17 protein-coding genes and 1 pseudogene are annotated in these 14,519 nt (G+C 69.9%); 10 read left to right on the top strand and 8 right to left on the bottom strand.

What is annotated here, in order from left to right; translation table 11 throughout:
* Positions 1–5: 5 nt before the first annotated feature.
* The gene (locus tag AB0M95_RS11690) at positions 6–758 is read right to left on the bottom strand and encodes an LppX_LprAFG lipoprotein (RefSeq protein ID WP_363762324.1); all 753 of its coding nucleotides are present in this window, start codon (positions 756–758) and stop codon (positions 6–8) included.
* A gap of 354 nt (positions 759–1,112) precedes the next feature.
* On the opposite strand from AB0M95_RS11690, the gene AB0M95_RS11685 reads away from it, so the two are divergent.
* Both AB0M95_RS11685 and AB0M95_RS11680 read left to right on the top strand, forming a co-directional pair.
* Positions 1,113–1,952 carry a DUF1684 domain-containing protein gene (locus AB0M95_RS11685; protein ID WP_363762321.1) on the top strand — a complete coding sequence of 280 codons (840 nt, stop codon included), beginning with the start codon at positions 1,113–1,115 and terminating at the stop codon, positions 1,950–1,952.
* A gap of 71 nt (positions 1,953–2,023) precedes the next feature.
* Positions 2,024–2,386, top strand: coding sequence for a nuclear transport factor 2 family protein (locus tag AB0M95_RS11680; protein WP_363762318.1), 363 nt, complete (start codon positions 2,024–2,026; stop codon positions 2,384–2,386).
* A gap of 290 nt (positions 2,387–2,676) precedes the next feature.
* On the opposite strand, the gene AB0M95_RS11675 is transcribed toward AB0M95_RS11680, so the two are convergent.
* The 7 genes from AB0M95_RS11675 to AB0M95_RS11645 form a co-directional block, all read right to left on the bottom strand.
* Positions 2,677–3,171, bottom strand: a complete 495-nt coding sequence (locus AB0M95_RS11675) for a MarR family transcriptional regulator (protein WP_363762316.1) — start codon at positions 3,169–3,171, stop codon at positions 2,677–2,679.
* Positions 3,172–3,494: 323 nt separating this feature from the next.
* Positions 3,495–4,262: an MBL fold metallo-hydrolase gene (locus AB0M95_RS11670; RefSeq protein ID WP_363762314.1), complete on the bottom strand. Its 768-nt coding sequence runs from the start codon at positions 4,260–4,262 to the stop codon at positions 3,495–3,497.
* Between the two features lie 163 nt (positions 4,263–4,425).
* Entirely contained in the window at positions 4,426–5,415 is a 990-nt protein-coding gene (locus AB0M95_RS11665; RefSeq protein WP_363762312.1) for an ornithine cyclodeaminase family protein, read from the bottom strand.
* Positions 5,412–6,092, bottom strand: coding sequence for a GntR family transcriptional regulator (locus tag AB0M95_RS11660; RefSeq protein ID WP_363762310.1), 681 nt, complete (start codon positions 6,090–6,092; stop codon positions 5,412–5,414). The genes AB0M95_RS11665 and AB0M95_RS11660 overlap by 4 nt, the downstream gene beginning before the upstream one ends.
* A gap of 160 nt (positions 6,093–6,252) precedes the next feature.
* Positions 6,253–7,056 carry an SDR family oxidoreductase gene (locus AB0M95_RS11655; RefSeq protein WP_363762308.1) on the bottom strand — a complete coding sequence of 268 codons (804 nt, stop codon included), beginning with the start codon at positions 7,054–7,056 and terminating at the stop codon, positions 6,253–6,255.
* A 77-nt stretch (positions 7,057–7,133) separates the two neighbouring features.
* A complete protein-coding gene (locus AB0M95_RS11650; protein ID WP_358514011.1) occupies positions 7,134–7,958 on the bottom strand; it encodes a M55 family metallopeptidase in 825 nt (274 codons plus the stop codon).
* Positions 7,955–8,920 carry a N(4)-(beta-N-acetylglucosaminyl)-L-asparaginase gene (locus AB0M95_RS11645; protein ID WP_358514013.1) on the bottom strand — a complete coding sequence of 322 codons (966 nt, stop codon included), beginning with the start codon at positions 8,918–8,920 and terminating at the stop codon, positions 7,955–7,957. Before AB0M95_RS11645 ends, AB0M95_RS11650 begins: the two co-directional genes overlap by 4 nt.
* Positions 8,921–9,040: 120 nt before the next feature.
* On the opposite strand from AB0M95_RS11645, the gene AB0M95_RS11640 reads away from it, so the two are divergent.
* The 8 genes and pseudogenes from AB0M95_RS11640 to AB0M95_RS11605 all read left to right on the top strand — a co-directional run bounded on the left by AB0M95_RS11640 (position 9,041) and on the right by AB0M95_RS11605 (position 14,516).
* A complete protein-coding gene (locus AB0M95_RS11640; RefSeq protein WP_363762562.1) occupies positions 9,041–9,979 on the top strand; it encodes a membrane dipeptidase in 939 nt (312 codons plus the stop codon).
* Positions 9,976–10,347, top strand: a complete 372-nt coding sequence (locus tag AB0M95_RS11635) for a serine hydrolase domain-containing protein (RefSeq protein ID WP_363762306.1) — start codon at positions 9,976–9,978, stop codon at positions 10,345–10,347. The genes AB0M95_RS11640 and AB0M95_RS11635 overlap by 4 nt, the downstream gene beginning before the upstream one ends.
* 37 nt (positions 10,348–10,384) lie before the next feature.
* Positions 10,385–11,341, top strand: a pseudogene (locus tag AB0M95_RS11630) (serine hydrolase domain-containing protein); the annotation flags it as partial.
* A gap of 86 nt (positions 11,342–11,427) precedes the next feature.
* Positions 11,428–12,369, top strand: a complete 942-nt coding sequence (locus AB0M95_RS11625; protein WP_363762304.1) for an ABC transporter substrate-binding protein — start codon at positions 11,428–11,430, stop codon at positions 12,367–12,369.
* A complete protein-coding gene (locus AB0M95_RS11620) occupies positions 12,366–12,863 on the top strand; it encodes a hypothetical protein (RefSeq protein ID WP_363762302.1) in 498 nt (165 codons plus the stop codon). Before AB0M95_RS11625 ends, AB0M95_RS11620 begins: the two co-directional genes overlap by 4 nt.
* Entirely contained in the window at positions 12,863–13,162 is a 300-nt protein-coding gene (locus AB0M95_RS11615; RefSeq protein ID WP_363762300.1) for a hypothetical protein, read from the top strand. The genes AB0M95_RS11620 and AB0M95_RS11615 overlap by 1 nt, the downstream gene beginning before the upstream one ends.
* On the top strand, positions 13,159–13,629 hold the full coding sequence (locus AB0M95_RS11610) for an ABC transporter permease (protein WP_363762298.1): 471 nt from the start codon (positions 13,159–13,161) through the stop codon (positions 13,627–13,629). Before AB0M95_RS11615 ends, AB0M95_RS11610 begins: the two co-directional genes overlap by 4 nt.
* The gene (locus AB0M95_RS11605) at positions 13,626–14,516 is read left to right on the top strand and encodes an ABC transporter permease (RefSeq protein WP_363762296.1); all 891 of its coding nucleotides are present in this window, start codon (positions 13,626–13,628) and stop codon (positions 14,514–14,516) included. The genes AB0M95_RS11610 and AB0M95_RS11605 overlap by 4 nt, the downstream gene beginning before the upstream one ends.
* Positions 14,517–14,519 lie beyond the last annotated feature (3 nt).

Genomic DNA, 14,519 nt, shown 5'->3' with positions numbered 1-14,519 from the left:
AGGGGCTACTTCGCCGGGGCGGTGATCGTGACCGGCACGTCGTAGTCGTCCAGCGTGACCAGGACGGTGCCCGCGTTCGCCTCGCCGCCGAGGGGGAGGCTGGCCTTCACCAGGCGGCTCGTGGCCTTGTCGACCCACACCTGCCCGTCCACCTCCTGGTTCACGCCCGGGACCAGCGTGGTCACCATCTGCTTGGGCAGGTGAACCGCGACGCGGTAGGCGTCCGCGCCGCCGATCTTCTCCTCGGCCTCGGTCTTCGCGCCGGTCGCGCCCGCCAGCAGCCCCGGCACGCCCTTGGCCGGGTCCAGGATCGCCGACGGGTCGTAGATCGCCGAGAGCTGCTCGCGGGTCATGGTCTGGTACCCGCCGGTGGGGCCCTTGAAGTAGACCGTGTCCCCCGTCAGCACGAAGGCCAGCTCCTGCAGGGCGCCGAGCACCTCGACCTGGATGGTGCCCTGGGCGTCGCCCTCGCTGGTCAGGGAGCCTTCGGCGTGCCGCACCGGCACGGGAGGCCTGCCCTCGGTCGCGATGGTGAAGGCCACGGTCCTGACCGACCGCATCGTCTCGGCCGACTTCTTCATCAGCTCGGGCCCGCCGGGCAGCGCGCCGCCGCCCGGCGATGAGGAGCACGCGGTGGCCAGGGACAGCGCCACGAGCAGCGGGGCGAACGTCCACCCCCGGGCGCGGCGGCGCGGCGCGGGCCGTCCGCGCGGGACGGGAGCAGGGCGGGGACTCGAGAAGAGCGACCGTATCGACACAGCCCGGATGCTAGCCACCCTCGCCGGGACGTCAGCGCCGTTCCCGGGTATCGGTTCGGGATAATCGCTCCCGGGCGGGGCCGCCGGAAGCTCACCGAGGACCTTGTGCGGCCGTCCTGCCGTGTGGTGATTGCCCGACCGGCAGTCCCAAGCCCCATCTCTTTGCCATATAAGCAAGCCGCTGTGCTTATAGCGCATGGTGGTCGTAAGTTCATCTCAGGCGCACAAGTCCGGCGTGCAAAGCCCCGCCGCGCCACATGACTCTCGGCATGGGGCATCACCACGGCGCCGCGCCGCATGCCGCTTCGGGCAAAGGCGTGCGGCCCTCGGCAGAAAAGAAAGGGATGACAACTCATGGATGCAGATCACGTTCCCTCGCACGACCAGTCGGCGAACAACGCCGCAGACAGCGTGCCCGCCGACTACGAGGCGTGGCGCGAGGGCAGGTGGGAAGAGATCGCCGGCCAGTTCGGCAAGGTGAAGGTCGTAGCCAACGGCAAGGTGGCCGGCCGGGACGCCCGCGTCATTCCGGGCGTTCCCGGGGAGTGGAGCGTCACCGAGGCGGGCGTTTTGACACTGTCGGTCGCTGCCGACGACGGCGTGACGATCAACGGCGAGGCGGTGAACGGAACGGCCGAAGTGCCTTCCGGCAGCTCTCTTGAGTTCTCTGGGGGGCGCGTGGGCTTTGCGGGAGGTGCGGACGGAACCTACGGCGTGATCGTCATGGACCACGAGGCCCTCGCCCGGTCGGGCCTCAGCGGGATCGACACGTACCCCTACGACCCGGCCTGGGTCTTCGAAGGCGTATATCGAGCGGCTCCGGAGGGCCGCCGCATCGAAGTGGAACGCCTGACGGCTCCCCGCAGCATGGATGCCATCCTGGCGCCCGTCGACCTCGTCGTCACCATCAACGGCACCGAGTACGTGCTGTCCGTACTCGAAGAGCGGCCGGGCCAGCGGCTCGTGATCTTCACCGACGAGACCAACGGCACCGAGACACCTGAAATCGGCCGCTGGCTGACGCTGCCGCTCCTGGAGCCCGGCAGCACCGTGACCGTCGACTTCAACCAGGCGACGCTCTCCTACCACCACCTGGTCCCGACCGTCTTCAACTGCCCCCTCTCGCCTGCCGGCAACCACCTGCCCATGCGCGTCGAGGCAGGAGAACGCGCTCTCGTCTACGCCAAGAACTGAGCGCCCTTCAGTTCCCCACAAGACCACCAGTTCCTGATAAGTCACACCACGCACAAACAGGGAGCAACACCATGAGCCAGGATCTCAAGGACAAGGCGATCGCCTATCTCCGCCACCTGGAGAACAGGGAATGGGCCGATGCGCAAGCGATGTGCTCGGAGAAGGCCACCGTCTGGCACAACGACGGCAAGGGCGACGGGACGATCCAGGAGAACGTCGCGGGCATGGAGGCCCAAATCGACCCCATCGAGTCGATGCGCTACGACATCACCCGGCAGATCTCCCAGCCCGGCGAAGTCCTCCAGCAGCACGTCGTGAACGTGGTCATGAAGGATGGAGGGGCCTTCCGGGTTGACGCCGCCGTGTACTTCCGCTTCGAAGACGGCCTCATCACCCGTATCGAGGAGTACGCCTGCTTGCCCAGCAACGGCTGAGCCGGCGGAGCACGCCTCGAAGGCGTCACATTCGCGCTGTGTCGCACCGAACCGTTCAGCTGGTGCGACACAGCGCTTGCCCGTTGTTTCGCAGACATCGCGGCTGACCCGGCCGTATGCTCGCGATATCCCTGGTTCTTCTGGGTCGGTCACGAACCGCGGCAGCGTCTCTGATTGGCTTAGCGATCCTGTGCGTTACACAGAAAGCCTTCTCATCGGCGTCGGGCCGATCGTCGTGGCGCCCGCCGGCCGGTAGGCCCTCGGAACGGCGGACGACCTGCGCGGCTCTCCTAGGCGCGTTCCTCGGCGCGCAGCTTCAGCAGGTGCTCGACGACCGGGGCGTAGGCTGCTTCCAGGGCTTCGATCAGCTCGGGGGCGAGGCGATCGATGAAGTGGTAGCGGACGTTGGCCACGTGCCTGGGCGCCACGCGCTGGATCGTGTCCCATCCGTGCTGGGTCAGCACCGCGAACGTGCCGCGCCGGTCGTCCGCGCAGCTCTCCCTGCTCACCAGCAGCGACGCCTCCATGCGCGCGATCTGGTGGGACAGGCGGCTGCGGGACTGGATCGTCGCCTCGGCCAGATCGCTCATGCGCATACGATGGCCAGGGCTCTCGGAGAGGTTGACCAGGATCTCGTAGTCGTTGATCGACAGCCCGAACTCCTGGAGCTCGCGGTCGAGCCGGTGCTCGAGAAGCTTGTGCGCGGACAGGTGGGCACGCCAGGCACGCTGCTCCCCGCTGCTCAGCCAGTGGGGGTCGAGTTCATCGGATTCCGCCGTGCTCATGGAGGTGAATCTATCTCTCTTCGGACTCCGCGCCACCACGAGCGGTGGTGAAATGCGGTGCTCCGGGGAGTCCGACCAATGAAACAAAGTTTCCCGTGCCGGACCGATGGCCGTGACCGGCGCCGGGAAGGAGCGGCGAGATGAGCGACAAGGCGGAGCGGGGCGAGACCCCGGAGCGGCCTGAGGCTGTGAGCGTCTTGAAGCTCTGGAGCGCACTGAGACCGGCGAGCGCCGTGACCTCGTCGCGGTCCGGGCCGCCGTCTGGCGACGGTGCCCGGTCGAGCGTCCGCCGGTCCGCCGCCGTCCTGTACTTGCGCGTGGTCTTACGCCCGGTAGCGGATGTAGTCCGCGGCGATCTCCCGCATACGGGCGCCGCCGAACGGGTCGCCGTGACCCGCGCGGACCTCCGCGACCTCGAGGTCGAGGAGGCGGCGCATCGTCGCAACGTACGCCGGGATGTCGGCGCCGTGCATCTCGTCCAACAGGCCGCCCTCGTAGATCACGTCCCCCGCGTACAGAACGCGGGCGGTCTCGTCCAGCAGGATCATGCTGCCCGGGGAGTGGCCGGGCGCGTGCAGGGCGCGCAGGGTGCGGTCGCCGAGGTCGATGAGGTCGCCTTCGTGCAGGCGGCGGGGTGGTGTGAGCACCGGGCGGACGCCGTACGCGGCGAGCTCGAAGTCGTCCACGGGGACGGCGTCGAGCAGCAGTTCGGGGAACGTGAACCCCGTGACGTCGATACCGAGGAGGTCCAGCTCGGTCGTCGTGTACAGGCTCGCCGGCGCCGGGTGGCGGAGGGCGTCCGCCTCGGAGGCGTGGACCCCGACCTCCCTGAACTCGTGGGCGCCGCCGACGTGATCGAGGTGCGTGTGCGTGATCAGCGCCAGGGGGTCGTGCGCGAACAGGTCGGGGAGATGGCGGCGCAGGGACGCGACACCCAGGCCGGTGTCGATGACCACGTCCCGTGCGGCGCCACGGATCCACCACAGGTTCGCCGCGACCAGTGCGTGGAGATGGGGCTCGGTGATCCGGATGACCTGATCGTCGGCCGGCTCGGTGACGAACCACCGTGTTGTGATGGGGAGTTGGGGCATGTCCGTGTCCCTCTCATGACGTGACCGGTGTCGCCACCGGCCTGGGTTCACCGGGCGGGATGCGGGGGCCGCAGGGCGTCCGGGGCGAGGTGGCCGGCGAGATGACGCCCGCGCCGATGACGACGACATGGCGGATTCCCTCTGGCGCCTTCGCGTTCCTCCCTTACACCTCCCCGGGAAGGCCCGGCGCCGAGTCCGTGCCGGACGCGAGCAGTTCGGCGACGGCCAGGTCGGCCAGCGCCGTGCCGACGGACTTGAACACGGTCTGTCCCTGGCGTACGGGCCGCGCGGTGAGCAGGGTGGCCAGGTCCCGCAGCCGTCCGGGGTGGAGCAGGCCGCGTTCGACGGCCTCCACGATCTCGCCCGACTCGACCGCGCACGCGGAGGCGTCGTCCACCGCCACGTACGAGGCGCCGCCGAGGAGTTCGGCGGGGAATTCCCGCATCGCCGCCCGGTACGACCCCACCGCGTTCAGGTGGGCCTCCGGCCCGAGTGAGGAGGCGGAGAACAGCGGTTCGGTGGCGCCCGTCGCACAGCAGACGACCTGCGCGTCCCGTACGGCGTCGTCCGGGTCGTCCGCGACGCTCACGCGGGCCTGCGGCATCGTCGCGGTCAGGCGTTCCGCGAGGAGATCGGCCCGGCGGCGGGTCCGGTTCCAGATGGTGACCTCGTCCACCGGGCGGACCAGGGCCACCGCCGCGACCTGTGCGGCGGCCTGTTCCCCCGCGCCGAGCACCGTCAGCCGGTGCGCGTGCCGCACCGCGAGGACGTCCGTGGCGAGACTGACCATCGCCGCGGTCCGCAGGACGGTCAGGACGTCGGCGTCGGCCGCCCAGACCGGTTCCCCGCTGCCCCCGACCCACAGCAACGTCCCGTCGATCATCGGTGTCCGTCCGCCGGACGTCGCGTCGGTGGCGACCTTCACGACCTTGACGATCGCGTTTCCGTCGGAGTGCCGCCGGGCCGCCATGACCAGCATCCGGCCGTTGCCCAGGGCCAGCCGCAGCGGCTGCTCGTACCCCGCCTCCGCGCCGCTCAGGAACGCCGCGCGGACGGCCTCGGTCGCGGCGCGCAGCGTGACATGCTCCTCGACCTCCCGCGCCGACCAGTACCGCATCGCCCGCCCGGTTTCCGTCCCGCTCGTCGCGCTCACTGCCCGGCCTCCTCGACCCGCCCGGACCACAGTCCGCGGGTATGGTGCAGATGGCATCGCATGAGGTCCGCGGCCTCGCGGGACCGGCCCGCCTCGATCAGGTCCAGCAGTTCGCCGTGCTCGGCGGCCGAGCGGAGGAACTCCGGGGATCCGGCGACCTTCTGGAGGCCGTACAGGCGGGTCTGGTCGCGGAGCAGTCCGACATGCTGGACAAGACGGCGGTTTCCGTACCGCTCCAGGATCCCGAGGTGGAGGTCCCGGTCGCGGGCGACGAAGTTGGCCATGTCGCCGTCGACGGCGTACTGGGTGATCTCGTCCGCGACGCGGCGCAGTTCGGACAGGTCCGGGGTGGGACGCGCGGCCGCTATGCGTTCGATGGCGGGCACCTCCAGCATCAGCCGCAGGTCCATCAGTTCGTCCAGGTCCTCGTCGCTGAGGGCGACCACCCGGAAGCCGCGGTTGCGCAGCATCTCGATCAGTTCGTCGCGGGCCAGGTCGAGCAGGGCCTCCCGGACCGGTGTGATCGACACCCCGAGCTTCTCGGCGAGCGAACCGATGGAGTGGATTTCCCCAGGCTGTAGTCCGCCCGAGACGATGAGGGCCCGGATCACCTGGCCGCACCGCGCGCGCAGGGATGCGCGCGACACCGTGAGTTCGGGTGACGGAGAGCTGGTCATGCGGCTCCTTCATGGAGGGAGAGACCCGCGAGCGGGGTCTGCCCGGGGTGAGTCTCTGTGTCTGTGTACGGTACGACCGTGCCCCTCGGTGAGGTATTAAACCGTACCAATGGGTCGGGTGGCCGTCGTGGGAGCCGTCCCGACGGCGTCTCTCCCGGGGTCAATTGCCGGCCTCCCCGTAGTTGAACGTGGTGACGCAGCCCCCGTCGACGGTGACGACGGACCCGGTCATGAAGGACGCGGCGTCCGACGCCAGGAACACGGCCACCTCGCCCACTTCGTCGGGGGTGCCTTGGCGGCCCAGCGGCTGCCGCCGTGCCGCTGCCTCCCGGACGGCGGTCGCCTCCGCGAAGGCCTCCGGCGACAGCCGCCGTCCCCGCGCCCCGAGCGCGGTGTCGATGTAGCCGGGGCACAAGGCGTTGACGCGGATGCCGTCCCCGCCGTAGTCCACGGCCATCTGGCGGGTCAGATTGATGATGCCGCCCTTCGTCGCACAGTAGGCGGGCGCCTGGGGTGCGCCGATGAGGCCGTAGGTGGAGGCGATGTTGACGACCCGGCCGTCTCCCTGGTCCAGGAAGTGGACGAGGGCGTACTTCGAGCAGAGGAAGGTGCCCCGCAGGTTCACGTCGAGGACGCGGTCGAAGTCGGCCGGCTCGACCTCGTGCAGCCGCCCCTTCAGGCCGCCCACCCCCGCGTTGTTGACGAGGATGTCCAGCCGTCCCCAGGTCCCGGCCGTGGCCGCCACCAGGTGTTCGGCCTGCGCGGCGTCCGCCACGTCGGCGCGGACCGCGATCGCGCGTCCACCCGCCTCGCCGATCTCCCGCGCCACCTTCCCGGCGTCGGGCTCCGACACGTCGGACACCGCGACCGAGGCGCCCGCGGCGGCCAGCCGGTGGGCGATCGCCCGCCCGATCCCGTTGCCCGCCCCGGTGACGATCGCCACCCTGTCGTCAAGTCGGTTCATCGCGGTTCGGTCACCTTCCGTGCGGGAACAAGCGGGCTGGTACGGGCCGGGGGTACGGGCCGTCGTGGTCGTCCTGCTCATCCCGGCAGGCTCCGGCACAGGAAGACCACGGTGACGAACCGGCGGTACAGCTCCAGCGGGTCCGGCGCGGTGATCCGCGCGGACAGGCCGGCCGCGGGACGGACACCCTCGATACGGCAGGCCAGTTCGAGGTAGTCGCTGGAACGGAACGTGACCGTGAGGTCCGTGGAGCTGTCGAACGCCGGTGCCGGGGTACGGCCCAGCCGGTCGATCGCCGTTTTCGCCCGGTCACGGATCAGTTCGGTGGCGACCGACGGGTGCAGCGAGTCGGCGGCGTATCGGCTGACCGAACGCTTCACCACGGCGGTCTGCACCCCCGGACAAAAGCGCCGGGTCTCCTCGGCGGTCACTTGGTCACCGGTGACCAGCGAGACGGGCACCCCGTACGCGCTCGCCACCAGCGCGTTGACCCCGGACTCACCGGCCACGACGTCATTGATCCGGACCTCGGCGATGGCGGGGGAGTAGTAGGTGTGCGACAGCGCGGAGCCGTGGCTGCTCGCCGACCCGTGGTACGAGACGAGGAAGACGGCGTCAAAGGTGCCGTCCAGCCCCTCCATCATGTACATCGGCTTGTACCGGCCCGAGAGATAGCGGGCCCGTCCGGCGAGGGCGTCCGGCCGGAGGTTGGTCATCGCCGAATGCGCGTCGTTGACCAGGAACTCGGTGGCCCCCGCGTCGATCGCGCCCTCGATGGCCGCGTTGATCTCGGCGGTCAGCAACTCGACGGCGTACGCGTATTGCGAGCCGTTCCGCGAGCACTGGTCCCAGTCCACCAGCCCGGCCGTGCCCTCCATGTCGGAAGAGATGAAGACCTTCACAGCACGCTCCGGGGGTGCATCTCCGGCTCGGTGGACGAGGCCGTCATCACCGCGTAGACCGAGCCCTCCATCCCGGCGGCGGCGCCGTGGCGGCCGTCGGGGGTCAGGGCCAGGCACCGCAGCTCGGCGCGGAACGCGTCGGGGAGGGACGCGGCGTCCTTCAGCATCGCGAGGCAGGCTTCGGCGGGGCCGAGCCCGGCGCGCAGGGAGGCGACGATGCTGTGCGCGCCGACGGCCCGCATGCTCAGCTCGCCCCGGCCGGTGCAGGCGGCCCCGCCATGGCGGGCGTCCGCGTAGTTCCCGGACCCCGGCAGCGCCGAGTCGCCGACCCGGCCCGGGTACTTCCACGGGTAGCCGCTGGTGGAGACACCGACGACCAGCTCGCCCGTCGAGTCGAGGGCGAGGATGTTGATCGTCCCCCAGGGGCCCGGGTGCGGGGCGAAGCGCTCGACCAGTTCCCTGACGGTCTCCCGGTAGTGCTGGTCACCCGCCTTCGCGCGGGTGTTCTCGCCCTCCACGGACTCCGGCGACGGCTCCAGCGTACTGAGCCAGAGCGCCTTCGACTCCTCGGTCAGCAGATCGCTGCGGGTGAAGCCGTTCTCCTCCGCGAACAGTTCGGCGCCCTCGCCCACCAGCAGGCTGTGCTGCGGCAGACGCTCCAGCACCGCGCGGGCGATCGAGATCGGATGGGCGAAGTCCTTGACCGCTCCCACCCCTCCGAACCGCCGGGTGGACCCCACCATCACCGAGGCGTCCAGCTCGACCACCCCCCGGGCGTTGGGCAGACCGCCCGTACCCACGTAGTGGTCGGACAGGTTGTCCTCGCAGCGGCGCAGGCCCTCCTCAACGGCGTCGAGGGCCGACCCCCCGTCCGCCAGGATCGCCATGGCGGCGGGCAGGCCCACTTCGCTGCGCTCGCTGCCGATCACCACCGGGGGAGTGGAAGCGGAACGAGGTGACATGCCATCTCCTTCACGTGGTCGTCTCTCAATCCTCCTGAGAGATCTGCTTGACACCCTTCGGATAGGGTATTACACCTTACTCGCACGAGTAATCAAGGGACGTCCGGCTGGAAGGACGCGCTGATCATCGACGCGACCTGCCCGCCCGACCTGTGGGTCCAGGGCTACCCGGACTGGATCGACGGCGGATTCTCCGCGTGTGCGCTGAGTGTCGGCGGCGGCAACCCGGGCGGCGCGGTCGCCGCGCTGGGCGCCGCCTACCGGATGATCCGGAACGACCCCCGGCTCACCCAGGTCCGGTCCGCGCAGGACATCCGCGCGGCCCACCGCGACGGCCGGCTCGGTGTGCTCCTGCACTTCCAGTCCACCCGCCCCCTGGACTACGACCCCGATCTCGTCGAGGTGTACCAGCGGCTCGGGATCCGGATGATGGGACTCGCGTACAACCGGCGCAATCCCCTGTGCGACGGCTGCGAGGAGCCCTCGGACGCTGGTCTGAGCGTCCTCGGCCGCCGGATGATCGCCGAGATGAACCGGACGGCGATCCTGGTCGACTTCGCGCACACCGGCTGGCGCACCTGCGCGGAGGCCCTGGAGGTGTCCACCGCGCCCTGTATCGCCTCGCACTCCAACGCCCACGCTGTGAAGGCCCACCGGCGCAATCTGCCCGACGCGATCATCCGGGGCATCGCCGCGTCCGGCGGTGTCCTCGGGATGAACGGATTCCCCGCCTTCGTCTCCCCGGACCTCGCGCCGACCCTGGACCAGTTCATCGACCACATCGTGCACATCGACTCCCTGGTCGGCAGCGGACACGTCGGCCTGGGCCTCGACTACTGCACCATCACCACCGCCGAGTACCAGGAGATGATCGACTCCGGCGCCTGGTCCGCGGAGAACTATCCGCCGCCACCGTGGAACTACCCGGCCGGCATCACCACTCCCCGGACCATCGGCGCCCTCGCGGACCGCATGGACGAACGCGGGTTCGCCGAGAGCGAGATCCGCGGTGTCCTCGGCGAGAACTGGATGCGCCTCTTCGAGCGGATGTGGCCATGATGACCGGACCGATCATGCCCGACGGCACCCTCGACCCGGCCCTCCTCGCCTACGCACGCCAGGAGATGGAGACCGACGACGTCCCCGGACTGGCCCTCGGCGTTCTCCACGCCGGGCGCACCGCGACCACCGGCCTCGGCGTGACCAGCGTCCCGCACCCCCGGCCGGTCGACGGCGAAACCCTGTTTCAGATCGGGTCCATCTCCAAGACCTTCACCGTGACCGCCCTCCTGCAACTCGCCGAGCGGGGCGCCCTGGACCTGGACGATCCCATCCGCGCCCACCTGCCCGGCTTCACCGTCGCCGACGACACCGTCTCGGCGCAGGTCACCGTCCGCGACTGCATGACCCACAGTTGCGGCCGGTGAGGGCGACTTCTTCGACCTCACCGGCCGGGGCGACGACGCCCTCGCCGCGACCGTCCACCACATGGCCACCCTGCGCCAAGTCACTCCGCGCGGACGCATGTGGTCGTACAACAACGCGGCCTTCTATCCCCTGGGCCGCATCATCGAGACCCTGCACGGCACCACGTACGAGAACGCCGTCGCACGGGAGCTCTTCGGACCCCTCCGCATGACCAGCGCCTGCTTCTTCGCCGAGGACGTCCTGCACCACGGCTTCGCCGTCGGCCACACCCGGCACGAGGGCCGCACCGTCGTCGCCCGCCCCTGGGCCATGCCCCGCAGCGCCAACCCCGTGGGCGGGGTGGTCGCCAGTGCGGAGGACCTGATGCGGTACGCCCACTTCCAGTTGTACGGCGGTCAGATCCTCGGCGACTCCCTGCGCCTGGCGGCACAGCGCCCGGCAGGACCGGCCGAGGACACCCCCGAGATCGGCCTCGGCTGGTGGATCGACGGCGACGGCCCCGACCGGATCGTCCACCACGGCGGCGGGGCGAACGGCCAGCCCGCCCTGTTCGCGATGATGCCGTCCCACGAACTGGCCGTCGCGGTCCTCACCAACGGATCCGGCGGCGCGGTCACCGCCCGCCGCATCCTGGACCGGATCGCCCGGACCTATGCCGGGGTGCGCGAGAAGCCCCCCGGGGCCGAGACCGAGGCCGTGGCGGACATCGGCACGGACGACTGGACTGGGACGTACGAGACCCGGCTCGACCGTTACGTCCTCCGGCGTGAGGACGACGGGCTCGTCCTGGACAGCTCCGTCCTCGGGGAGTGGCTGGAGAACCCGGACCCCCCGACCGTCCAGGGGATCCACACCACCCCCGTCCGGCCCCTGACCGACCGCACCCTGCTCATCTCGCCGGGGCAGCGACGGCAGACGACCGCGACCCTGCTGACGGACGACCGCGGAGACATCCGGTGGCTGCGGTTCGCCCACCGCGCCGCCCTCCGGTGACCACCACCGTCCCGGAACCCCCCCACCCATGTCGTGCACATCTGGAGAACATGTCGTGCACGTCTGGAGAACATGAGGACAACGCCATGGCCAACAGAACCACGGTCGTAGCCATCCTGACGGGTCTCATCACCGTCATGGCCGTCGGGTGCTCGCCCGGCACCGGCAGCCGCGTCGGCGCGGCGGGGGTCGTGGAGGAGCTGCGGGTCGCCTCCACACCCGTCTCCACCCTGGACTACAACAAGAACAACTCCGGATACGGCAGCGGGGTCGGCGGACTCGTCATGGAACCGCTGCTGACGAGGACCAAGACCGGGAAACTACGGCCGTGGCTCGCCGAGTCCTGGTCCACCCCCAACCCCACTACCTACGTCTACACGCTGCGCGACGGCGTCACCTTCACCGACGGCCACGAACTGACCGCCGAGGACGTCGCCTTCTCCCTGAACTACTACCGCAGCGAAGGCTCCACCAACGCCTACAACTTCCCCGCCACCCTCAAAAGCATCACCGCCACCGGCCGCCACACCCTGACAGTCACCCTCACCGAGCCCAACGCGGCCTGGGAAGGCGTCCTGGCCCGCAGTTCCCTGGGGATCTTCAGCAAGAGCTTCTACCAGAAGAACAAGGACACCTTCGGCCGGCCCGGCACCGGAGTCGTCGGGACCGGACCGTGGAAACTCATCGACTTCAACCCCACGACCGGCGCCGACCTGGAGGCCAACCCTCGCTACTGGGGTGAGAAGGTCCGGATCAAGAAGATCTCCTTCACCTTCTTCGACAGCGAGACCAGCCAGGCGTTCGCCTTCCGCGCCAAGGCCGTCGACCTCGCCTTCCCGTCGGACAGCCGCTCCTTCGCCTCGACCGCCGGGGTGAAGCTCGCCACCGCCCCCGGCTCCGGCGACCAGGGGCAGTTCGGCATGAACGTCCTCGTGGCCCCCTGGAACGACGTCCACCTCCGCCGGGCCGTCGCCCACGCACTCGACAAGAAGGCCCTCATCAACGCGTACGGCGGGGCGTGGACGTGACCATCGCGGTGGCGGACTACGGGCAGTACGCCAGCACCGTCGGCCAGGCGGTCGTCGCCCAGTTGAAGAAGATCGGCATCCGCGCGACTCTCAAGGTGAACTCGCCTGAGATGGACATCGCCGAAGCCACTGGCAGCGACCGGAAGAAGATCCACTCAGCCTTCTCCATCCTCGGCGCGGTCTCCTCCGACCCCGGTGAAGCCTTCAACTACTCCCTGGGCAGCGCCAACGCCACCCCGGGCAACTTCAACTCCACCAACTACGGCAGCAAAACCTCCGACCGACTCATCGCCGCCGCCTTCGCCACCTCCGACCCGGCGAAACGGCTGACCTACTACACGGAACTGCTGAAGGAGTACGCCGAACAGGTGCCCTTCGTGCCGCTCTTCTTCCTGGAGAGCACCTACGCACTGTCCACCGACTTCACCTGGCCCGCGTACACCGCCTCCTGGCGCAACAACGGACCCTGGGCACTGGATTTGAGGGCCGCCTGATGATGCTCCCCGCACTGGACGACACGACCACGTCCCCCGTGAAGACGGGCCCCGGTACCGCACGGAGTAGCCGGCTCGGACTGACCCTCCTCGGCGTGATCCTGCGCCGGCTCGCCGCCATCGCGGCCCTGCTGGTCGTGGTGTCGTTCGCCGTCTTCTCCCTGCTCCACCTCGCCCCCGGCAACCCCGTCGACCTTCTGCTGGGCACCACACCCCGCAGCCCCGAGACCGTCGCGGCCCTGAACCGGCAGTACCACCTCGACGAACCGTTCTGCTCTACGCGTTCGCCGTCCGCATGAACTGGTTCCCCGCCTTCGGCGCCGGCGGGGGATTCCTCGACCGGGTCTGGCACCTCACCCTCCCGGCCCTGACCCTCGCCCTCACCAGTTGCGCCTATGTCGTCAAGCACACCCGGTCGGCCATGATCCGCGTGCTCGACCAGGACTTCATCGTCTTCGCCCGCGCCCGTGGACTGTCCCTGTGGCAGGTCCTGTTCGGCCACGCGCTGCGCAACGCCGCGATCCCAGTGATCACCATGAGCGGATTCATCCTGTCGAGCCTCGTCATCGGCGCGGTCCTCGTCGAAGTGACCTTCTCCGTCCAGGGCATCGGCCAGATGCTCGTCAAGTCGGCCAGGGCACAGGACCTGCCGGTGATGCAGGCCGTCGCCCTGCTGACGGCCGCGGCCATCATGCTCACCGCTCTGCTGACGGACATCGTCTACATGCTGGCGGACCCGCGGGTCCGTCTGGGAGGCCGGTCATGACCACGTCGTACGAACGGGACACCCGTGCCGCCCGGCCCCGGGACAACGAGAGCGCCGGGAAGCGCCGGCGGCGCCTGCCGCGCTGGTCGGTCATGGGACTGTCGCTCGTGGTCATCGGCGTCGTCGTCTTCCTGACCGTCGTCGGAACGGCCATCGCCCCGCACGACCCGGCCGCCCAAGACCTCTCCCGGATCGCGGACGGGCCCTCCGCCCAGCACTGGCTGGGTACCGACGTCCTGGGCCGCGACACCCTCTCCCGGGTCGTCGCCGGAGCCCGGTCCGCCTTCGTCGGCCCCCTGGTCATCGCCGCCGGATCCTTCCTCCTCGGGAACCTCCTGGGCCTCTGGGCCGGGTACCGCGGCGGACGGGTCGACGGGCTCGTCATGCGCTGGGTCGACGTCATGTGGTCCATCCCGGCCCTGCTGGTGCTGATCGTCCTCGCGGGCTCCCTAGGCGCCGGGTACTGGACGACCGTCGCCATCCTCGTCGTCCTCACCGCCCCGTTCGACACCCGCGTGGTCCGCGGGGCGACCCTGGAACAGGTGCCCCGCCCATACGTCGAGTCCGCCAAGGTGCTCGGGGTGCCGGACCGGCGGATCGTCCTGCGGCACATCTGGCCCAACGTCCTGCCGGTATCGATCGCCAACGCCTTCCTGGTGTTCGCCAGTTCGGTCGGCGTGCTCGCCGCCATGTCGTTCCTCGGACTCGGCGTCCCGCCGGGCACACCGGACTGGGGCCTCATGCTCGCCGAGAACCAGGCCCTCCTCTTCACCCAGCCGCTCGCCGCGCTCGCGCCCGGCGTGATGATCGTCGTCATCGCCACCGCGATGAACCTGGCTGGAGACGGCATCTACGAACGGCTCTCCGCCCGAGGAGGCACGGCATGACGC

The sequence above is a fragment of the Sphaerisporangium sp. NPDC051017 genome (genome assembly GCF_040683095.1).
Taxonomy (GTDB): domain Bacteria; phylum Actinomycetota; class Actinomycetes; order Streptosporangiales; family Streptosporangiaceae; genus Sphaerisporangium.
This window is presented reverse-complemented; position numbering and strand designations above follow the sequence as displayed.